General features: G+C 71.8%; 17 protein-coding genes and 2 tRNA genes. 16 read left to right on the plus strand and 3 right to left on the minus strand.

All coding sequences use genetic code 11. The features are described 5' to 3' along the window. Positions 1-2: 2 nt before the first annotated feature. The 4 genes from ACIGDI_RS02185 to ACIGDI_RS02200 all read left to right on the plus strand — a co-directional run bounded on the left by ACIGDI_RS02185 (position 3) and on the right by ACIGDI_RS02200 (position 3,085). Positions 3-1,703, plus strand: a complete 1,701-nt coding sequence (locus tag ACIGDI_RS02185) for an LCP family protein (RefSeq protein ID WP_399889225.1) — start codon at positions 3-5, stop codon at positions 1,701-1,703. Positions 1,704-1,826: 123 nt separating this feature from the next. Next, positions 1,827-2,270: a ribosome silencing factor gene (gene rsfS, locus ACIGDI_RS02190; protein WP_200700833.1), complete on the plus strand. Its 444-nt coding sequence runs from the start codon at positions 1,827-1,829 to the stop codon at positions 2,268-2,270. After that, positions 2,270-2,941, plus strand: a complete 672-nt coding sequence (locus ACIGDI_RS02195) for a histidine phosphatase family protein (protein WP_399889228.1) — start codon at positions 2,270-2,272, stop codon at positions 2,939-2,941. Before rsfS ends, ACIGDI_RS02195 begins: the two co-directional genes overlap by 1 nt. 71 nt (positions 2,942-3,012) lie before the next feature. Continuing rightward, positions 3,013-3,085: transfer RNA gene (locus ACIGDI_RS02200), tRNA-Ala, on the plus strand. A gap of 68 nt (positions 3,086-3,153) precedes the next feature. Here the strand turns inward: ACIGDI_RS02200 and ACIGDI_RS02205 are convergent. Continuing rightward, positions 3,154-4,062, minus strand: a complete 909-nt coding sequence (locus ACIGDI_RS02205; protein ID WP_399889231.1) for a helix-turn-helix transcriptional regulator — start codon at positions 4,060-4,062, stop codon at positions 3,154-3,156. Between the two features lie 133 nt (positions 4,063-4,195). On the opposite strand from ACIGDI_RS02205, the gene ACIGDI_RS02210 reads away from it, so the two are divergent. The 4 genes from ACIGDI_RS02210 (at position 4,196) to ACIGDI_RS02225 (ending at position 6,317) form a co-directional block, all read left to right on the plus strand. After that, positions 4,196-5,665: an MFS transporter gene (locus ACIGDI_RS02210; RefSeq protein WP_399889234.1), complete on the plus strand. Its 1,470-nt coding sequence runs from the start codon at positions 4,196-4,198 to the stop codon at positions 5,663-5,665. 69 nt (positions 5,666-5,734) lie between these two features. Next, positions 5,735-5,908: a hypothetical protein gene (locus ACIGDI_RS02215; protein WP_200700829.1), complete on the plus strand. Its 174-nt coding sequence runs from the start codon at positions 5,735-5,737 to the stop codon at positions 5,906-5,908. A 3-nt stretch (positions 5,909-5,911) separates the two neighbouring features. Beyond that, positions 5,912-6,145 carry a hypothetical protein gene (locus ACIGDI_RS02220; RefSeq protein ID WP_003976229.1) on the plus strand — a complete coding sequence of 78 codons (234 nt, stop codon included), beginning with the start codon at positions 5,912-5,914 and terminating at the stop codon, positions 6,143-6,145. A gap of 99 nt (positions 6,146-6,244) precedes the next feature. Continuing rightward, positions 6,245-6,317: transfer RNA gene (locus ACIGDI_RS02225), tRNA-Ala, on the plus strand. A 128-nt stretch (positions 6,318-6,445) separates the two neighbouring features. Here ACIGDI_RS02225 and ACIGDI_RS02230 read toward each other — a convergent pair. Both ACIGDI_RS02230 and ACIGDI_RS02235 read right to left on the minus strand, forming a co-directional pair. Continuing rightward, entirely contained in the window at positions 6,446-8,062 is a 1,617-nt protein-coding gene (locus ACIGDI_RS02230; protein ID WP_200700828.1) for an NADH-quinone oxidoreductase subunit NuoF family protein, read from the minus strand. Beyond that, complete coding sequence (locus ACIGDI_RS02235) at positions 8,059-9,378, minus strand: ferric reductase-like transmembrane domain-containing protein (RefSeq protein WP_399889238.1); 1,320 nt, start codon at positions 9,376-9,378, stop codon at positions 8,059-8,061. Before ACIGDI_RS02235 ends, ACIGDI_RS02230 begins: the two co-directional genes overlap by 4 nt. 419 nt (positions 9,379-9,797) lie before the next feature. Here ACIGDI_RS02235 and leuS point away from each other — a divergent pair, with 419 nt between their 5' ends. The 8 genes from leuS to holA all read left to right on the plus strand — a co-directional run bounded on the left by leuS (position 9,798) and on the right by holA (position 20,631). Beyond that, positions 9,798-12,680, plus strand: a complete 2,883-nt coding sequence (gene leuS / locus ACIGDI_RS02240; RefSeq protein WP_399889241.1) for a leucine--tRNA ligase — start codon at positions 9,798-9,800, stop codon at positions 12,678-12,680. Positions 12,681-12,895: 215 nt separating this feature from the next. Continuing rightward, complete coding sequence (locus tag ACIGDI_RS02245; protein WP_399889244.1) at positions 12,896-13,627, plus strand: hypothetical protein; 732 nt, start codon at positions 12,896-12,898, stop codon at positions 13,625-13,627. A gap of 72 nt (positions 13,628-13,699) precedes the next feature. Further along, positions 13,700-14,545: a DegV family protein gene (locus ACIGDI_RS02250; RefSeq protein ID WP_200700824.1), complete on the plus strand. Its 846-nt coding sequence runs from the start codon at positions 13,700-13,702 to the stop codon at positions 14,543-14,545. A 120-nt stretch (positions 14,546-14,665) separates the two neighbouring features. Beyond that, on the plus strand, positions 14,666-15,793 hold the full coding sequence (locus ACIGDI_RS02255) for a helix-hairpin-helix domain-containing protein (RefSeq protein WP_399889247.1): 1,128 nt from the start codon (positions 14,666-14,668) through the stop codon (positions 15,791-15,793). 278 nt (positions 15,794-16,071) lie between these two features. After that, entirely contained in the window at positions 16,072-18,462 is a 2,391-nt protein-coding gene (locus ACIGDI_RS02260; RefSeq protein WP_399889250.1) for a ComEC/Rec2 family competence protein, read from the plus strand. Between the two features lie 4 nt (positions 18,463-18,466). Then, positions 18,467-19,264 (plus strand): arylamine N-acetyltransferase, encoded by a 798-nt coding sequence (locus ACIGDI_RS02265; RefSeq protein WP_399889253.1) that lies wholly within the window; start codon positions 18,467-18,469, stop codon positions 19,262-19,264. Between the two features lie 28 nt (positions 19,265-19,292). Beyond that, entirely contained in the window at positions 19,293-19,538 is a 246-nt protein-coding gene (locus ACIGDI_RS02270; RefSeq protein ID WP_142151908.1) for a hypothetical protein, read from the plus strand. Positions 19,539-19,641: 103 nt separating this feature from the next. Next, entirely contained in the window at positions 19,642-20,631 is a 990-nt protein-coding gene (holA, locus tag ACIGDI_RS02275; protein ID WP_399889257.1) for a DNA polymerase III subunit delta, read from the plus strand. Positions 20,632-20,646 lie beyond the last annotated feature (15 nt).

Below are 20,646 nucleotides of genomic sequence, written 5' to 3' on the forward strand. Positions count from 1 at the left end.
CGGTGAACGACCGATACGACGCGGGCCACGGCGGCGACCAGGGCGACCAGTACGAACTCGTCGGCTACGACGAGTACGGCCGGCCCGTGTACCGGCAGGTCGCCCCGCAGCAGGCACCCCAGCAGCAGTACGACCCGTACGCGCAGCAGCAGGGCTACGGCTACGACCCGTACGCGACCGGCGTCCGGCAGCCGGCGCCGCCGTACGACCCGTACGGCACCGGCCGGCAGCAGGCCGTGCCCTCCTACGACCCCTACGCCGCCGGCGGACCCCAGGGCGGGGCGCCGGCCCAGCCGTACGACCCCTACGGGCAGACCGCGGCCAGTGGTCAGCAGCCGCGGGTCGCCGAACAGACCGCGTACATCCCGCAGCAGGCCGGCCCGGCCACGCCGACCGAGGACACAGCGCCCCCCTCCCGGCCCGAACGCGACTACCACACCGAGCAGTTCGCCTTCGTCGAAGAAGCCGACGGCGACCCCGAAGACGTCATCGACTGGCTGAACTTCACCGAGAACCGCACCGAGCGCCGCGAGGAGGCCAAGCGCCGCGCCCGCAGCCGGCTCATCGCCCTCGTGGTCGTCCTGGCCCTGGTCGCGGTCGGCGGCGTCGGCTACCTCTGGTACGCCGGGAAGCTGCCCGGCCTGTCCACCTCGCACTCCAAGACCGGCACGGCGACGGCCGCGGGCGCCCAGAACCGCGACGTGATCGTCGTCCACCTGCACAACACCAAGAAGGGCGGCACCGCCACGGCGCTGCTCGTCGACAACACCACCACCAAACAGGGCACCACCGTCCTGCTGCCCAACTCCCTGGCGGTCACCGACGAGGACGGCACCTCGACCACCCTCGCCAAGTCGGTCGACGAGGACGGCTCCTCCGGCACCCGCGACGCCCTCGACACCGTCCTCGGCACCAACATCGAGGGCACCTGGCGGCTGGACACCCCCTACCTGCAGAACCTCGTCGACCTGGTCGGCAACATCGAGATCGACACCAACGCGGACGTGCCCGACCCGGACGCCAAGAAGAAGGGCACCGCCCCTCTCGTCCACAAGGGCTCGGACCAGACCCTCAGCGGCAAGATGGCCGTCGCCTACGCCACCTACCGCGCCTCCGGCGAGGCCCAGAACGCCCAGCTGGAGCGGTTCGGCCAGGTCATGCAGGGCGTCCTGCGCAAGATGTCCTCCGACCCCACGGCGGCGACCACCACCGTGCAGACGCTGGCCCAGATCCTCGACCCGTCCCTCACCGACAAGGACCTCGGCACCTTCCTCGCCAAGCTCGCCGACCTCGCCAAGGGCGGCGACTACAAGACCGCCCTGCTGCCCGTCCAGGGCGACGGCACGCTCAGTGCGCAGGCCGCCGCCAGTGTGGTCAAGGACGTCCTCGGCGGCACCGCCAAGAGCCCCGACCAGGGCTCCGCCGTCCGCGTCTACGTCGAGAACGCCAGCGGCGTGAAGGACGACACCGAGAAGGCCCGCGTGGTCCTCCTCAACGGCGGTTTCACCTTCCTCGGCGGCGGCACCGCCACCCCCACGGCCAGCTCCAAGGTCGTCTACACGGACGCCGCCGACAAACAGAACGCCACCGAGGTCGCCAAGACCCTGGGCCTGCCCACCAGCTCCGTCGTCAAGGGCAAGACCGCCTCGAACGCGGACGTCTCGGTGACCCTCGGCCAGGACTACAAGCCGTCCTCTTCGTAGGAACTCGCAGGAAACGGCAGGTGGCACGGGCGAACGCCCCAGGTGATCCCTTAATCACGTGGGGTGCTCCCGGCTGTCCGTGAGATCCTTGGTGCCAAGTGACCGCCGACGGAAAGCCATGTAGTGACCGCCACTGACCGATCTCTCGAGCTCATCCACACCGCCGCCCAGGCGGCCGCCGACAAGCTCGCGCACGACATCATCGCCTACGACGTCAGCGACGTGCTGTCGATCACGGACGCCTTCCTGCTGGCCTCCGCCCCCAACGACCGTCAGGTCAAGTCGATCGTCGACGAGATCGAGGAGCGGCTGCAGAAGGAGCTCGGCGCCAAGCCGGTGCGCCGCGAGGGCGACCGCGAGGCCCGCTGGGTCCTGCTCGACTACGTCGACATCGTCGTCCACGTCCAGCACAGCGAGGAGCGCGTCTTCTACGCCCTCGAGCGGCTGTGGAAGGACTGCCCCGAGCTGGAGCTGCCCGCCGACGCCAAGGCCACCCGCGGCAAGGCTGCGGAGCACGCCAAGGTGCAGGCCGCCGAGGAGGCCGCCGACCTGGGCGGTGAGTGGTGATGACCGCCACCGGCGAGGTCACCGCGGGCCGGCCCGGCCGGGGCCGCCGCATCATCCTGTGGCGCCACGGCCAGACCTCCTGGAACGTGGAGCGCCGCTTCCAGGGCACCACGGACGTCCCGCTCACCGAGACCGGCGTGGCCCAGGCCCGCCGCGCCGCCCGGCTGCTCGTCTCCCTCAAGCCCGACGCGATCGTCGCCTCCGACCTCCAGCGCGCCGCGAACACGGCCGCCGAGCTGGCCGGGCTCACCGGCCTGGAGGTCACCCTCGACGAGGGGCTGCGCGAGACCTACGCGGGCGTCTGGCAGGGGCTGACGCACGAGGAGATCATCGAGCGGCACGGCGAGGAGTACGCCGCCTGGAAGCGCGGCGAGGCGGTGCGGCGCGGTGGTGGCGAGCTGGAGGCCGAGGTGGCCGAGCGCGCCGCCCCGGTCGTGCTGCGGCACGCCGAGAAGCTGCCCGACGAGGGGACGCTCGTCGTGGTCAGCCACGGCGGCACGATCCGCACCACCATCGGCCGTCTCCTCGGCCTGGAGACCCACCACTGGGAGAGCCTCGGCGGCCTCTCCAACTGCTGCTGGTCCGTCCTCGGCGAGGGCGCCCGCGGCTGGCGCCTGCTGGAGCACAACGCCGGCACGCTCCCGGAGCCGGTGCTGGGCGACGACGACTGAGCGGATTTCACTTTCCGGCAGGTCGCAGGCTAAAGTTCTTCTTGTTCGCCCCGCCCAGCGGGGAAGAGCGAGGGGCTATAGCTCAGTTGGTAGAGCGCCTGCATGGCATGCAGGAGGTCAGGAGTTCAATTCTCCTTAGCTCCACATATCGGTGAAGCCGATCGGCACTCTGTGGAGTTGTCAAAGATCGGTGGACGAGGATCCCGTCTCCCTCAGGAGGCGGGATTTTCCGTTTGCCACATCCGGATGATCTCGTGCACTCCCTCCTCCGTGGGCGGCCACAGCGGCTCCCTGTGCTGCCGCAGCAGCGCGATCCTCGCCCGGCTCATGTCGTCCTCCGGCGTGTAGACCACGATGCGGCACTCCGGCATGCCGTCGACCGACAGGGACTGCGAGTTCAGCCGCACCTCGCCCACGGCCTCGTGACGGAACGTCTTGACCCGGCGGCCCGGCTGTATCACCTCGCCACTCGCCCACAGCTCGGCGAAGTACGGGCTGGCCGCCGACAGTCGGCGCACGAAACCCTCCCAGGCCGGCTCGCCCACATGTCTGCCGTAGTGGGACCGCAGTGTGGCCACCATCACCGGCAGTTCCCGCTCCCGGTGCACCAGCGGGCAGGTCTCCTCGGACACCGTGAACAGCGTCCACAGCACGTTGGGAACCGCGAGGCCGCGCGCCTGCGGCACCGTGAACAGGTCGCGGTACGCCGCGTTGGTGGCGAGGACGTCGTACCGCGAGTTGTAGACCACCGCGGGCATCGGATCGAGGGCGTCGACGATGCCCTGCACCTCGGGGCCGACGGTCTGGGTCATCCGCTCCGGGTCCGGCTCGAAGGGCACCTCCGCCAGGCGGTACAGATGCTCCCGCTCCGGCGGATCGAGCCGCAGGGTGCGCGCCACGGCGTCCAGGACCTGCGCCGAGGCGTTGATCGGGCGGCCCTGCTCCAGCCATGTGTACCAGGTCACGCCGACGCCCGAGAGCTGGGCGACCTCCTCGCGCCGCAACCCCGGTGTGCGGCGCCGGAAACCCGGCGGCATGCCCACGTCCGCCGGTGTCACCCGGGCCCGCCTGCCCCGCAGGAACGCGGCCAGTTCGGGCCGCCGTCGCTGTGTCGTCGTCATCGTCACGTCCCCCGCGTCACGTCACCGTCGTACGACCATCCTCGATGCCGGAGTTGTCCGGTGCCAGGTGCTGTCGGTACCAGCATCGGCGGGCTCTCGGCACCCGTACCGGAGCGTCGTCAGGCTCGACGGCATGACGACCACATCCGAGACCGGGCCGGGTTTCACGCCCGTTCCAGGTCCTGCGAAAAGTGAAGCACCCGCCACTGACAACCGGCCCGGGCCGCTGCTGGCGCTAGTCCTCGCCGCCCAGTTCATGGCCGTCCTCGACGTGTTCATCGTGAACGTCGCGGCCCCGACCATCGGCACCGAACTCCATGCCTCCGGCGCCGATCTGCAGCTCGTGATCGCCGGCTACACCATCACCTACTCGGTGCTGCTGATCACCGGCGCCCGCCTCGGTGACCGGTTCGGGCACGGCCGCGTCCACCTCGCCGGGCTCGCGCTGTTCACCACGGCCTCGCTGGCCTGCGGGCTGGCCCAGGGCGCAGGCCAACTCATCTTCTTTCGGCTGGTGCAGGGCGCCGGCTCGGCCGTGATGATCCCGCAGGTGCTCAGCCTCATTCAGCGCAACTTCACCGGTGAGGCCCGGGCCAGGGCGCTCGGCGCCTACTCGGCGGTCATCGCGGTCGGCGCCGCGGCCGGACAGGTGGTCAGCGGAGTCCTCGTCGACGCCGACCTGTTCGGCACCGGCTGGCGGCCGGTGTTCCTGGTGAACGTGCCGGTGGGCCTCGCCCTTCTGGTCCTCGGCAGCCGCGTGCTGCCCGCCCGGGACGCGGCGGAGCGCGACCGGACCCGCGGCCTCGACCTGCCCGGGCTGCTCCTGCTCGGCGCGGCCGTGTCGTTGCTCACGGTGCCGCTGGTGCTCGGGCAGGAGGAGGACTGGCCGCTGTGGTCGTGGGCGTCGCTGGCCGCCTCGGTGCTCCTGTTCGCCCTGTTCTGCGCCTACGAGTCCGGGCTCGCCCGCCGCGGCGGCGCCCCGCTCATCGCCCCGCGCGTCCTGCGGCTGCCCGGCATGGGCCTGGCCGTGTTCCGCATCCTGGCGGTCATGGCCGTCAACGGCGGCTTCCTGTTCGCGCTCACCCTGCACATCCAGGGCGGCCTCGGCTACAGCGCCCTGCGCGCCGGTCTCGCCTTCGCGCCCACGGCGGTCGTCTTCGGCCTGGTCGGGCTGACCTGGCGGCGCTGGCCGGCGTCCTGGCAGCGGTACCTGAGCCCCGCCGGGTTCGTGCTCGCGGCGCTGGCCGTGGCCGGCGTCGGTCTGGTCCTGAAGGGCGGCGGCGACGGCGGAGCATGGCTGTACGTCGCCTACGCGGGCGTCGGAGCGGGACTCGCGCTCGGCTTCAGCCCGACCCTCACCGGGGCCCTGGCCGCCGTACGCCCCGAGGACGCGGCCGATGCCAGCGGACTGCTCGCCACGGTCGCACAGCTCGGACAGCTGACCGGAGTCGCCGCGTTCGGCACACTGTTCCTGAACCGGCTTGAGTCACTTGGGGCCCCGGAGGCGTATACCTCTGCGAAGGCGCTTCTGGCGTGCATGTTCGCGCTGGCCGGGACGGCCGCGGTGGGTGCCGTGTCCGGACTGGTACTGAGGCGTCGCTGACCGTATCGGCCCGGCCGTGGCAGAATCAAACGGCCGGAAGGGGGCGCGGCCCGACGGGAGGGAGCAGTGATGCCTGCGAGCATCCTCGAGGAGGTCGGCCACCTCCTCGAAGCGGCGTCGACACGGGACACGGTCACCCGCCTGCGCTGCCCTTCCTGCGGTTCCGTCCATGTCGCCCAGGTTCTCGGCGACAACGGCGGGATCTCCTACGTGTGCACGGCCTGCGGCCACAGCTGGAGCTGATCGATGGGTGCACACAGGCGAAAGTGCGACTGGTGCGGCAGCGGTACGCCGATCGTCCGCGACATGGAACCGGTCAACCCCGACTACCAGTACTGGTGCGAGGAATGCGCGCGGGCGCTGATCATAAAAGGCGACCCGATCGAGACGTACCGCGAGCTGGAGGGCGAACCGATCTACGGCCGCCTCCTGGAGGAGCACTGCACTCTCAAGCGGTTCTACTCGTTCGTGACGGCCTGAGGTCCGTCGCGCGCGGGCCGCGGGAAACGATTTGGTGTTCCACCCGGTCGACCGTGTAATGTTGGCGTCGCCGCCAGGGAAACCGGGGCGACACAGCAAGGGGCTATAGCTCAGTTGGTAGAGCGCCTGCATGGCATGCAGGAGGTCAGGAGTTCAATTCTCCTTAGCTCCACAGCAAGATCCCGCCGGATCGTATCGATCCGGCGGGATCTTTCGTTTTCCCGTGAATCCCGCCCGGGCCGGGGCAGTTCGGAACGCCGAAGGGCCGCCCGGTCCGGGCGGCCCTTCGTGACGTGTGCCTCAGCGGCCCAGTGCGCGCCGTCCACGGCCCTGGGAGAGCACCGGCAGGTTCCGGGCCGGGGCGCGGTCCCGGGGAGACTCCTCCTCGATGCGCAGGGCCAGCGCCGGGCAGCGGCGCACCGCGCGCAGCGCCTTGGCCTCCGCGTAGCGCGGCACCTGGGCCTGGGCGACGGTCGGGAAGCCGTCGGCACCGAGTTCGAAGACCTCCGGGAGGATGTCCGCGCACAGGCCGTGGCCGCGGCACAGCGTCCAGTCGACGTAGATCTTCTGCCGGCTGGCTCCGGTCTGCTCGGACGCCTCCGCGCCGCCTGGGAGGCCCGTAGGGGCCCTGCCCCCCTCGAAGAGCGGCAGAACGCCCTCCACGGGCCGTCCGCAGCCGTTTCCGAGGACGTGTGCGGCGAGGTCGTCGGTGAACGCCTTGATGGTCGACTCCAGGAACATCGCCGAGCCGTCCGGGTGCGAGCACGCGCCACGGCGCTTGACGTTCTTGGCGACCTGCTTGAGGGCCTCCAGGGCGGCCGGGCCGCCGCCGTTGATGATGTCCTCCATGCCGCGCGCCGCGGCGGGCAGGCCGAGGTAGCAGGGGCCGCACTGGCCGGCGCTCTCCTCGGCCAGCCACTGCGCCACGCGCAGCGACTCGCCCAGCGGGCAGGTCTCCTGACTGATCGGCAGGATCGCGCCGGCGCCCAGCGCACCACCCACCGCGTCCAGGGAGTTGCGGGAGATGATCGCCTCGTTGACGGTCGCCGCGTCGATCCACTTGCCGTGGTAGCCGCCGGTCAGCACGCCCTGCGGGACCTGCGGGGCGCCGGCGAGCTGCAGGACGTAGCGGAGCGGCACGCCCGTGGGGACCTCGATCACCATGGGGCGGGCGACCGCGCCGGAGACGGTGAGCATGACGGTGCCCGGCTCGTCGTACAGGCCGGTGTTGCCGTAGCGCTCCGGCCCGATGCGGGCGGCGATCGCCAGCTGGGCGAAGGTCTCGGCGTTCGACAGCAGCGTGGGTGCTCCGCCGACGCCGTTCTGCGAGGCGCTGACCTTGCGGCCGGGCGGGATCGCCGGGCCGCCGTCGACGGAGCGGATCAGGGAGGCCGCGGCGCCGGTGACCATGCGGACCGGGTTGCGCTGGACGAAGGCCTTCAGGGCCGAGCGGCGTCCGTTGCTCAGGCCGCGTTCGGCGAGGGCCGCCTCCATGGAGCGCTGCGTCGACTCACGGGTGACCCCCACCACGAGCGTGCGGGCACCCAGGGCCTCGGCGCACAGCAGTGCGCCGTCCAGGATCAGGTGCGGGGCACGGTTGATCAGCACCGTGTCCTTGCGGCAGGCCGGTTCGTCCTCACTGCCGTTGACGACCACGACCGGCCGTACACCGCGCTTGATCGCCGCCTCGGCGACCGAGCGCAGCTTCTTGTGGAAGGGGAAGCCCGCGCCGCCGCGGCCCTTCAGATTGATGTCCTCGGAGAGTTTGGCCAGTTGCTCGCCACCGAGGGGCTCGAGCGGTCCGTGCACCTTCAGGTGCATGGACAGGTCGAGTCGTTCCACAAGGTCGAAGCCCGACGTGAGCTGAGGAAGACCGACCACGCGGACTTCTGGGACGTCGGGCAGGGCCTCGTTCACCTATAGCCTCCGGAAGGCGTGTTCCAAGGTTCGCCCGAGCCCGATGCGTCGAAGGACTCACCGGGCCTTGCTTGATTGGCGGGACCGCTGTTGTACGTGTCGTTCTGGTTGTACGCGCCGTAGCCGGTGTTCGTCTCACCGGTGTCGTACACATCACTGTTCCGGTACGCGGCGGTGCCCGTGCTGCCGTAGGTCGGGATGTTGTTGTAGCCGGTGTCCTGCATGGGGTCGTACGCCGACGGGGGAGCCTCGCCGACCGGCGGGGGCGAGGGGACCGGCCAGCTGCCCGAGGTGCTGCCGTCGACCTGCGGGACGGCCGCGGTGGCCTGCATTTCCATGGGCAGGTCCATGCGCGCGGTCTGGTCGATCCCGAAGGGCTGCTGCAGGGGCTGCTGGGGCGTGACCGCGCGATAGGCGGCCGCGAAGCCGTTCGAGGGCTCCGGCGTCATGGCGCGGGAGGCGGCGGTGTCGTAGAACGCGGCCCCCGGGGCCGTCGCCGGCTGCGCGGGGGACGGCTTCGGTGCCCGGGCGGACTCGTAGCCCGGCAGGGAGGAGGTCTCGGAGAGGCGGGCGCGGCTGGCCTCGAGCTCGTCGCGGGCCGCCATCGGGTCATTTCCCAGCAGTACGGCGAGACGGTCGGCGATCTTGCGCTTGACCGGACGCGGGGCGGCCCGCAGGCCCAGCGCCGCGATGATCCCGACCAGGCACAGCTCGTAGGAGATCATGAAGAACGGCTTCGCCGGGCGCCCCGCGAACAGGCCGTGGATCACCGCGAAGCACAGCGCCGGGTAGGCCAGCATGTGCATCGCGCGCCAGCGGGCCGCGACGGGCGCCGGGGAGGCGAACTGGTTGCGCAGTGCGCCGGTGATGCCGACGAAGATCATGAGGTACGCGGCCAGGGAGCCCATGCCGATGAGGGTCGCGCTGCCCGGGTTGGCGCCGCCGCTGCCCGTCAGCACCCAGCCGAAGGGGATCAGGGCCGCGATCCAGTCGGCGTGGTCCAGCGCGAGCTTGATCCCGATGTGCACGACCAGGAAGGCGATCGACCCCACCGCCGTCACCCGGTGGATGGCCTGCGCCACGATCCGCTGGCGGATGTTGAGCAGCAGCCGGTCCTGGGCGACCAGTCCCCAGATGCACGAGCAGGTGAGGCAGACGAGCGACAGGACGCCCGCACCGAAGTTAAGGAACTGCTGCAGCCAGCCGCCTCCGAGCAGCACGACGACGGGTATGAGCAGCAGGACGACAGCCGTCGCCACCCCGTAGGCCGACCGGCCCGGCCTGGGGAGCGAAGTGTTACTACGACGAGGGTTCATGGGGGCAACTCCGAGCAGTTTCGGGAAAGCGGTCCCGCTGCCGAACTTTAAGTGGCGCCATACCGATCGGTACGAGGTTTGAGTTATTGCGTTGTTATCAGAGGAGCACGGGATTGTTGCGATGTCCGGGTAGTGGGTGTTACGCGAAGTAAGCTGCGTCCTTGATTCAGTTGTCGCCGGGAGGGGTGGCCCGGTGCCAAGGATGCATACGCAAGCGCGTCGCATCCTGCTCAAGCGCTGCGGTACCCTAACGCCATGCGTGCCGTACGCCTTCTGCTTAGCGAGCCGCGCTGATCAGTCCCGACCACCGGCGAACCGCCTGGTCGGAGTCGGCGCGGCGTCCCCTCCTGTGCGAGGGGATTTTTCGTTTCCGGAACGACGAAGCCGCTGGCAGAGACGATCGATGGAGCTTAAGGATCATGAGCGAGACGAACCCCGCTGCCGCCACTGGTACGCCGGTGGATGCCGCGCCGCACCGCTACACGGCCGCCATGGCAGCCGAGATCGAGGCACGCTGGCAGGACTTCTGGGACGCCGACGGCACGTACGCGGCGCCGAACCCCAAGGGTGACCTGGCGGGCGATCCCGAGATCGTCGCCCGGCCCAAGAAGTTCATCATGGACATGTTCCCCTACCCCTCCGGCGCGGGCCTGCACGTCGGCCACCCCCTGGGGTACATCGCCACCGACGTCTTCGCGCGCTTCCAGCGCATGACCGGGCACAACGTCCTGCACACCCTGGGCTTCGACGCCTTCGGCCTGCCCGCCGAGCAGTACGCGGTGCAGACCGGCACGCACCCGCGTGTCTCCACCGAAGCCAACATCGAGAACATGAAGGCGCAGCTGCGCCGGCTGGGCCTGGGCCACGACAAGCGCCGCTCGTTCGCCACGATCGACCCGGACTACTACAAGTGGACCCAGTGGATCTTCCTGCAGATCTTCAACTCCTGGTACGACGACGAGGCGAACAAGGCGCGCCCGATCTCCGAGCTGATCGCCCAGTTCGAGAGCGGTGACCGGGGCGTACCCGGCCACACGCGCGCGTGGCACGAGCTGAGCGCCGTCGAGCAGGCCGACGTCCTCGGTGAGTTCCGGCTGGCCTACGCCTCCGACGCGCCCGTCAACTGGTGCCCCGGCCTGGGCACCGTGCTGGCCAACGAAGAGGTCACCGCCGACGGCCGTTCCGAGCGCGGCAACTTCCCGGTCTTCAAGGCCAAGCTGCGCCAGTGGAACATGCGCATCACCGCCTACGCCGACCGGCTGCTGGACGACCTGGAGGCGCTGGACTGGCCCGAGGCCATCAAGCTGCAGCAGCGCAACTGGATCGGCCGCAGCGAGGGCGCCCGCGTCGACTTCCCGATCGACGGCGAGCACGTCACCGTCTTCACCACCCGCCCCGACACCCTGTTCGGCGCGACCTACATGGTGCTGGCGCCCGAGCACCCGCTGGTCGAGAAGTTCACCCCGGCCGCCTGGCCCGAGGGCACCCACGAGGTGTGGACCGGCGGCCACGCCACCCCGGGCGAGGCCGTCGCCGCCTACCGCGCGCAGGCCGCCTCGAAGTCCGACGTCGAGCGGCAGGCCGAGGCCAAGGACAAGACCGGCGTCTTCATCGGCTCGTACGCCACCAACCCGGTCAACGGCGAGCAGATCCCCGTCTTCATCGCCGACTACGTCCTGATGGGCTACGGCACCGGCGCGATCATGGCCGTCCCGGCGCACGACACGCGTGACTTCGAGTTCGCGCGCGCCTTCGAGTTGCCCATCAAGTGCGTCGTCGAGCCGACCGACGGCCGCGGCACGGACACCTCGACCTGGGACGAGGCCTTCGTGTCGTACGACGCGAAGATCGTCAACTCCTTGGGCGAGGGCGTCTCCCTGGACGGCCTGGGCGTGGTCGACGCCAAGGCACGCGTCACCGAGTGGCTGGAGCGCCGGGGCATCGGCGAGGGGACCGTCAACTTCCGCCTGCGCGACTGGCTGTTCAGCCGGCAGCGCTACTGGGGCGAGCCCTTCCCCATCGTCTACGACGAGGACGGCATCGCCCACGCCCTGCCCGAGTCGATGCTGCCGCTGGAGCTGCCCGAGGTCGAGGACTACAGCCCGCGCACCTTCGACCCGGACGACGCCGACACCCAGCCCGAGACCCCGCTGTCGCGCAACGAGGACTGGGTCAACGTCACCCTGGACCTGGGCGACGGGCCGAAGAAGTACCGGCGCGAGACCAACACCATGCCCAACTGGGCCGGTTCCTGCTGGTACGAGCTGCGCTACCTGGACCCGCACAACGAGCACCAGCTGGTCGACCCGGAGATCGAGCAGTACTGGATGGGCCCGCGCGAGGGCCAGCCGCACGGCGGTGTCGACCTGTACGTCGGCGGTGCCGAGCACGCCGTACTGCACCTGCTGTACGCCCGCTTCTGGTCCAAGGTGCTGTACGACCTGGGGCACGTCTCCTCCGCGGAGCCGTTCCACAAGCTGTTCAACCAGGGCATGATCCAGGCCTACGTCTACCGCGACGCCCGTGGCATCGCCGTGCCGGCCGCCGAGGTGGAGGAGCGCGACGGCGCCTACTACTACCAGGGCGAGAAGGTCTCCCGGCTGCTGGGCAAGATGGGCAAGTCCCTGAAGAACGCGGTCACCCCGGACGAGATCTGCGCCGAGTACGGCGCCGACACGCTGCGCCTGTACGAGATGGCGATGGGCCCGCTGGACGTCTCCCGGCCCTGGGACACGCGCGCGGTGGTCGGCCAGTTCCGGCTGCTGCAGCGGCTGTGGCGCAACATCGTCGACGAGGCGACCGGCGAGGTCACCGTCACCGACGCCGAGCCCGACGAGGAGACGCTGCGCGCCCTGCACAAGGCGATCGACGGCGTGCGCGGTGACCTGGAGGGCATGCGGTTCAACACCGCGATCGCCAAGGTCACCGAGCTGAACAACCACCTGACCAAGGCGGGCGGGGCGGTGCCGCGTTCGGTCGCCGAGCCGCTGGTGCTGCTGGTCGCCCCGCTGGCCCCGCACATCGCCGAGGAGCTGTGGCGCAGGCTGGGCCACACCGACTCCGTCGTCCACCGGGACTTCCCGGTCGCCGACCCGCGGTACGTCGTGGACGAGGCCGTGACCTGCGTGGTGCAGATCAAGGGCAAGGTGAAGGCGCGCCTGGAGGTGCCGCCGTCCATCTCCGAGGAGGAGCTGGAGAAGATCGCCCTGGCCGACGAGAAGGTCGTCGCGGCGCTGGAGGGGGCGGGCATCCGCAAGGTGATCGTGCGGGCGCCGAAGCTGGTCAATATCGTTCCTGCGTAAGCGGGGAGGTGGAGCGGGCCGCGAGCGTTCCCGCGTAAGCGGCGAGGTGGAGCGGTTCGCGCTGCAAGCGGCTTCGTCTCCGGGTCGTCCCCTACGGGCCGGATCAGGGTCTTCTACGGGCAGGTTCGGGGTTCTTCTGGAACTCCGGGCCTGCCCGTCTCGTTTACGGTGAAAGAAGACGCGGAACAGGCCGCGCGGGCCGGAGGAGGAGCACGGTGGAAGCAGTGATCGCGGTCTTCGTCCTGCTCTTCGTCCTCTTCCTGGCGCTGGGCACCTACGCCGCGGTGAAGGCGGTCGGCGCCGCCAAGCGCGGTGTGGACCGCACCATCGACCAGGCCCGGCGCACGGTCGAGGACCACACGCTGCGGGCCAAGACGTACGTGCCGGGCCCGGTGAGCGACGTCGCCCAGCTGCGCCTGAGGCTGCGCACCTCCATGCGGGCCACGCAGGCCGCGCTGGACGCGGGCGCGCCCGAGGACGAATCCCTCAAGGAGTCCCTGCAGCTCTTCCAGCGACTGAGCGCACACGGCCACGAACTGGACGGCGAGCTCAAGCGGCTGGAGTCCGAACCCGACCGCGCCACGCTCGCCCAGCGGCTGCCCGATCTGCGCGCACGCACGGAGCGCATCACGCAGTCGTCCGACTCCCTGCGCTGGGCGGCCCGCGACCGGGCCCGCCGCTTCGCCGCCGACGACCTGGACTCGCTCAGCGCGCAGATAGACGTCGAGGCCGGCGCCCTGCGGCACTGGACGAAGGACGAGCCGTCCGCCGCCGCGCCGCCGTGGCCCGAAGCCCCCGCGGCCGAAGGCGGGGCCGCCGGGCAGACCTGGCCGGAGACGCCCCGGTCCGACCCGGCCGAGGAGCCCACGCGGGCCGCCATCGACCCGCCCGCGCAGCGCCCCACCTACCCGTGGCAGAAGAAACCCCGTCCCGAGAGCACCACTTGATCCGGTCAAGGACAGACCAGGTGAGAGGGGCCGGGCTGCCCTCCGACCGCTACGCCAGGTAACCTCCAGCTCATGTCCCGCCATGTCGCGATCGTCACCGATTCAACGGCCTACCTGCCGCCCCGGACGATGGAGCGCCACGGCATCACAGCGGTCCCCCTGACGGTGGTCCTCGGCGACCAGGCCCTGGACGAGGGCACCGAGATCTCGACCCGTTCCCTGGCTCAGGCCCTGCAGAAGCGACGCCCCGTCACCACCTCGCGGCCCAGCCCCCGGCTCTTCGCCGACACGTACCGCAGGGTCGCCGAGTCCGGCGCCTGCGGCATCGTCTCCCTGCACCTCTCCGCCGAACTGTCGGGCACCTACGACGCGGCGGTCCTCGCGGCGCGCGAGGCGCCCGTGCCGGTGCGGGTGGTGGACACCGGGACGGTCGCGATGGCCCTCGGGTTCTGTGCGCTCGCCGCGGCGGAGGTGGCGGAGGCCGGCGGCACGGTGGACGAGGCCGTCACCGCCGCCGAGAAACGGGCGTCGGGCACGTCCGCCTACTTCTACGTCGACACCCTCGACTATCTGCGCCGCGGCGGCCGGATCGGCGCCGCGCAGGCACTGCTGGGTTCCGCTCTCGCCGTCAAGCCCCTGCTGCAGCTGGACGGCGGCCGTATCGAACTGCTGGAGAAGGTCCGGACGGCGTCGAGGGCGATCGCCCGCCTCGAGGAGATCGCCGCTGACCGGGCCGGCAGCGCGGAGGTCGACATCGCCGTCCACCATCTCGCCGCCCCCGAGCGGGCGTCGGCCCTGGCGGACCGGCTGCGGGCGAGGGTGCCCTCGGTGGGCGACCTGCACGTGAGCGAAGTCGGAGCGGTGATCGGGGCTCACACCGGACCCGGTCTGCTGGGGGTTGTGATCTCGCAGCGGTGAGGGGGCGGTGTGAGGGAGCGGTGTGAGGGGGGCGGCTCACTCACTCGTGTGGGTGGTGGAGATATCCACAACCGGGCGGTTGTCCACGGGAATTGAGCAAGATCATCGCGAGGGCGGTGGATGTCCCATCCTCGTCGCATGGCATCTCGATCACGTACACGCACAGCGACAGCGACCAGTGGACCGGGGCGCGCCCCCGCCTCCGACGGCCGGGTCCGGCACCGCCGGGCGCCGGTACGGGGCCGGGCCGGGCGTCGGCACGCGTCGGTGGAACTCCGGCGGCGTGCGCAGCTGTTGTTCCCGGAACGGGCGCCTGACGGCCGGGAGTCGGGGGCGGGGCCGCCGCCGGCTGCGCCCATGGAAGAGGCCGACGAGCGGGATCTCGGCGTCTCGGTGCGGGAGGGGGAGGACCTTGCCTCGGTAGCGGGAGTGCAAGACCTCGGGTCGGTACCGGACATGCAGGACCTCGTGTCGGCGGAGGGCGCGGTCGGGGAAGCGGAGCCTCGGCGGGGCGGGGACGCTTGGCGGGCGCGCGCCGGGCTGGCCGTCCGGGAGCGGATGCCGCTGTGGATGCAGACCAGGTGCGGGCTGGAGCGGCGCAGTGTCGTGGCGCTCTCGGTGCTGCTCGTCGTCGCCGCCGTCCTTGCCGTGCAGCACTTCTGGGCCGGGCGGACACAGTCCGTGCGAGCGCCCGAAGTGGTGCGGGCGGCGGTGCCGTTCGGCGCGGAGAAGACGAGTGGGGAGCCCGGGCCGGGGGTTTCGGGCGGGGCGTCGGGCCCGGTGGGAACGGCCGGGGGCGGGGCCGAGATCGTCGTGGACGTCAGCGGCAAGGTCCGCAGGCCCGGCATCCATCGCCTGCCACCCGGCTCACGGGTCACCGACGCGCTGCGGGCCGCCGGCGGCGTACGGCCCGGCACCGACCTTCAGGGACTCAACCGGGCACGTTTCCTCGTGGACGGGGAGCAGGTCGTCGTCGGGGGTCCAGCCGCCCCGGCACCCGGACCGGTCGGCGCGGCAGGGGGAGGCCCGGCGGGAGCGGCACCCGGGGCTCCCGTGGCTCCCGTCTCCCTCAACACGGCGACCGCGGAACAGCTCGACACCCTGCCCGGTGTCGGCCCGGTGCTGGCCCAGCACATCGTCGACTACCGCACGCGGCACGGCGGTTTCCGCACGGTGGACGAGCTGCGCGAAGTCAACGGCATCGGCGACCGCCGGTTCGCCGATCTACGGAATCTCGTACGGCCATGAACCGCCGGACTGAGGTTGGGCCGGGTGATGGCCGCACTGACCGTCCGGCGGAGCTCAGGCGGCGTGATGGCAGGACTGACCGCACGACAGATGTGCCTCCGCGCGACCGCCGTGCTGAGCGCCCGGACGATGGGCCCCCGCGCGACCGCCGTGGTGAGCGTCCGGCCGTCCACAGCACCTCCGGGAAGCGTCTCGGGGCCGCTCATCCTCGGCAGGAAGGGCCGACGGATCTACGGCTCGTGCCGCCCGCGCTCGCGGCCTGGGCTACGGCTGCGCTGATGCTTGACGCGACCGCCGGGTGGGTCGCGGGTGTCGCCGTCGGCTGTCTGAGCGCGGCGGTGCTTCTGCTGGGGGCGCGACGGGGGAGGGCGCGCGCCGGACCGGCGGTGAAAGGGGCGTGGCCGCGGATCTCGGTCGCCGCCGTGCTGCTCTGCGTCGCCGCGGCCGCCGTGTCCGCCGGGCTGCATGGAGCCGATGTACGACGTGGGCCCGTGCCCGAACTGGCCCGGCGCTACGCCATGGTGACCGCCGAGGTCGAGGTGACCTCCGATCCACGACTGACCCGGCCCCGGATCAGAGGGGATCACGCCGCCCCGGCCTCCGTCCTGGTCGAGGGCGAGGTGCGACGGGTGCGGGAGGGCGACGGGGCGGCGGTGGTGACGCGGACGCCGGTGCTGGTGATCGTCTCCGCGGGGGCGCCCGGCGGAGTAGGGCCCGCCTCTGGAGACCGGACGCGGTCGCCCTGGCTGGAGTTGCTGCCCTCCACGCGGGTGCGTGTCGAGGCGCGGATGGCTCCGGCGCTGCTGGGCGGAGACCGGGTCGCGGGCGTGCTGCGGGTGCGGGGGAGGGCCGCGCCGGAAGTGGTGGGCGGACCTTCGGGAGCGCAGCGCTTCGCGGGCCGGTTGCGGGCCGGGCTGCGGGAGGCGACCGACGGGTTGCCGGCGGACGCGCGGGCGCTGCTGCCCGGCCTGGTCGTCGGGGACACCTCGCGCATCACACCGGAGCTGGACGAGGCGTTCAAGGAGACGGACCTGGCGCACACCCTCGCCGTGTCCGGGAGCAACCTCACGATCATCCTCGCCCTGCTCATCGGGCCGCCGGGCATGGCGCAACTGGTGGAGCGGCGGGGGCTCGCACCCCGGCTGGGCATTCCGCTGCGGGCGACCGCGGTGCTCGGCGGGGTCCTCACGCTCGGGTTCGTGATCGTGTGCAGACCGGATCCGAGCGTGCTGCGAGCCGCGGCCTGCGGGGCGGTGGTGCTCCTGGCCCTGGCCACCGGGCGCCGCAGATCCCTGATCCCGGCGCTGGCGACGGCGGTGCTGCTGCTGGTGCTCTACGACCCCTGGCTGGCCCGCAGTTACGGCTTCCTGCTCTCGGTACTGGCCACCGGCGCGCTGCTCACCCTCGCCCCGCGGTGGAGCGAGGCGCTGCGGCGGCACCGGATTCCGCCAAGGCTGGCCGAGGGGCTCGCCGCGGCGGCCGCGGCGCAGGCGCTGTGCGCGCCGGTCGTCGCCGTGCTGTCGGCGCGGGTGAGCCTGGTGGCGGTGCCGTGCAATCTGCTCGCGGAGGTCGCGGTGGCGCCGGCCACGGTACTGGGCTTCGCGGCGCTGGCGACGGCGCCGGTGGTGATGCCGGTGGCCAAGGCGCTGGCGTGGGGCGCCGGTTGGCCGGCGGGGTGGATCGCGGAGATCGCGCGGACCGGGGCGGCGTTGCCGGGCGGGGGAGTGGACTGGCCGGGCAGCTGGGCGGGGGCGCTGCTGCTCGCCCTGGTCACGGTGGCCGTCCTGCTGATCGGCCGACGGCTGCTGAGGCATCCCTGGCTGTGCGGGGTCTGCCTGACGCTGCTCGTGCTGGTGGTCGTGCAGCCGCCGCCGCTGACCAGGGTGATCACCGGCTGGCCGCCGCCCGGCTGGCGGTTCGCCGTGTGCGACGTGGGTCAAGGCGATGCGACGGTGCTCGCGGCCGGACCGGGCAGCGGGGTGGTCGTGGACGCCGGGCCGGACCCCGAGCTCGTCGACCACTGCCTGCGTGAGCTGGGGATCACGAGGATTCCGCTCGTCGTGCTCACCCACTTCCACGCCGATCACGTGGCCGGACTGCCCGGTGTGCTGCGGGGGCGTTCCGTCGGGGCGATCGAGACGACGGGCCTGGAGGAGCCCGCGGACCAGGTCGCGTTCGTGCGCGGGAAGGCGGCGGCGCGGCACATCCCGGTCACCCGTGCGGTCGCCGGGGAGCAGCGGCGCACCGGCGCGCTGTCCTGGCAGGTGCTGTGGCCCCCGGCGGACACGGCACCGGAGCAGGACGGGCCGAACGACGCCAGCGTGGCCATGCTCGTCCGCTCGGCGGGTTTGCGGCTGCTGCTGCTCGGAGATCTCGAACCACCGGCCCAGCAGGCCCTGTTGAGGTCCCCGCAGGGTGGGCTGCTGGGCGGCGTGGACGTCCTCAAGGTGGCCCATCACGGGTCCGCGTACCAGGATCCGGAGCTGATACGCCGGGTGGCGCCGCGGGTCGCGCTGATCAGCTGCGGGGAGGACAACCCGTACGGGCATCCCGCCCCCGGCACCGTGGCGGCGCTGCGCGCACTGGGCGCCGTGGTGCTGCGGACCGACCGGGACGGGGCGCTCGCCGTCGCGGACACGGGCGGGCGGCTGAGCGTGGCGCGAGACTGAGGGCATGAAGTCCTCACAGGTCGATGCCTACCTCCGCCGGCTGGGAGTCGAGCACCCGGAGCCCCCCGCCGACGCCACCGCCACCCCCGCCGCGCTGCGCGCGCTGCAACTGCGCCATCTGCGGACCGTGCCCTTCGAGAACCTCTCCGTCCACCTGGGCGAGGAGATCGTGCTGGAGGAGGAACGGCTGTGGGACAAGGTGGTGGGGGCGCGGCGAGGCGGCTTCTGCTACGAACTCAACGGGTCCTTCGCGGCGTTGCTGGGCGCGCTGGGGTTCGAGGTCACGCTGCTCGCGGCGCGGGTGCACGGGGGCGAGGGGCGGCTGGGGATCCCGTACGACCATCTCGCGCTGCGGGTGCGGGCGGTGGACGGGAGCGAGTGGCTGGCCGACGTGGGGTTCGGGGCGTTCAGCCACTTCCCGCTGGCCTTCGGGGAGAGGGGTGAACAGGAGGACCCCGGTGGGGTGTTCCGGATCGTCGAGAGGGGGCCGGATCTGGACGTCGTCATGAACGGTGAGCCGCAGTACCGGCTGGAGACGCGGCCGCGTGAGCTCGGTGACTTCGTGGCCGGGGCGTGGTGGCACAGCACTTCGCCGGCCTCCCACTTCGTGCGGTCGCTGGTGTGCTCCCGGGTGACGGAGGACGGAGGGCGGATCACGCTCGGCGGGCGCACGTTGAAGGTGACGGGAGGCGACGGGCGGCGCGAGGAGCGCGAGTTGGGCACGGACGAGGAGGTGCTCGCGGTGTACCGGGAGTCGTTCGGGATCGAGCTGGGGCGGGTGCCGACTGTGCGGGAGGAGTGAGGTCGGTCGGGTGGCCGAGAATGGGCGGGTGAGCGATGTGAGACATGTGCTGGTGCTGCCCGACCGGGACGCCGCCGAGGAGGCGGCCGAGGCGTTGGGAGAGCGTTTCGGGGTCAGGGAGGAGCCACAGCTCGTACGGGACGCGCTGGCCGGTGAGGACGACGCCGAGGACGCGCAGTGGCTGCTCGTCCTGCGGGACGAGGAGGGGCGGCTGGATCCCGGCGAGCTGGACGCGTTCGCGGGGGAGTGGGAGGGGTGGCGGGAGGAGCCGTAGCCGACCCGGGCGGGAAGGGGCGTGGTCCCAGCCGTAGTCGCTCCGGTCGTGCGGCGGACCTGCGCGGGGCGGGTTGTCAGTGGTGCGTGCCATGCTTGACCCGATGGCCAAGAAGACTGCGAATGACGACCCTCTCGCCCCGGTGACGCTCGCCGTGGGCCAGGAGGACCTGCTGCTCGACCGGGCCGTGCGGGAGGTGGTGGCCGCTGCCAGGGCCGCCGACGCCGACACGGACGTACGTGACCTGACCCCGGACCAGTTGCAGCCCGGCACGCTCGCCGAGCTGACCAGCCCGTCGCTCTTCGCCGAGCGCAAGGTCGTGGTCGTACGCGACGCGCAGGATCTCTCGGCCGACACGGTCAAGGACGTGAAGGCGTACCTCGGGGCGCCGGCCGAGGAGATCACCCTGGTGCTGCTTCACGCGGGCGGCGCCAAGGGCAAGGGGCTGCTCGACGCCGCCCGTAAGGCCGGGGCGCGTGAGGTGGCCTGTCCGAAGATGACCAAGCCGGCGGACCGGCTGGCCTTCGTGCGCGGGGAGTTCCGGACGGTCGGGAGATCCGCGACGCCCGAGGCCTGCCAGGCGCTGGTCGATGCCATCGGGAGCGATCTGCGAGAGCTGGCCTCGGCGGTCTCCCAGCTGGTCGCCGACGTCGAGGGGACCATCGACGAGACGGTCGTGGGGCGCTACTACACCGGCCGGGCGGAGGCGTCGAGCTTCACCGTGGCCGACCGGGCCGTGGAGGGGCGGGCGGCGGAGGCGCTGGAGGCGCTGCGGTGGTCGTTGTCCACGGGCGTGGCGCCGGTGCTGATCACCAGTGCGCTGGCCCAGGGAGTGCGGGCGATCGGCAAGCTGTCGTCGGCGCGTGGGGGGCGGCCGGCGGACCTGGCGCGGGAGCTGGGGATGCCGCCGTGGAAGATCGATCGGGTGCGGCAGCAGATGCGGGGGTGGACGCCGGACGGGGTCGCGGTCGCCCTGCGGGCGGTGGCTGAGGCGGACGCGGGAGTGAAGGGTGGGGGGGACGATCCCGAGTACGCGTTGGAGAAGGCCGTGGTGACGATCGCGCGGGCCGCGCGGTCGCGGGGGCGCGGGTAAGGGGCTCTTCTCTGG

This window comes from Streptomyces sp. NPDC085900 (assembly GCF_044540925.1).
Classification (GTDB): Bacteria; Actinomycetota; Actinomycetes; order Streptomycetales; family Streptomycetaceae; genus Streptomyces; species Streptomyces gilvifuscus.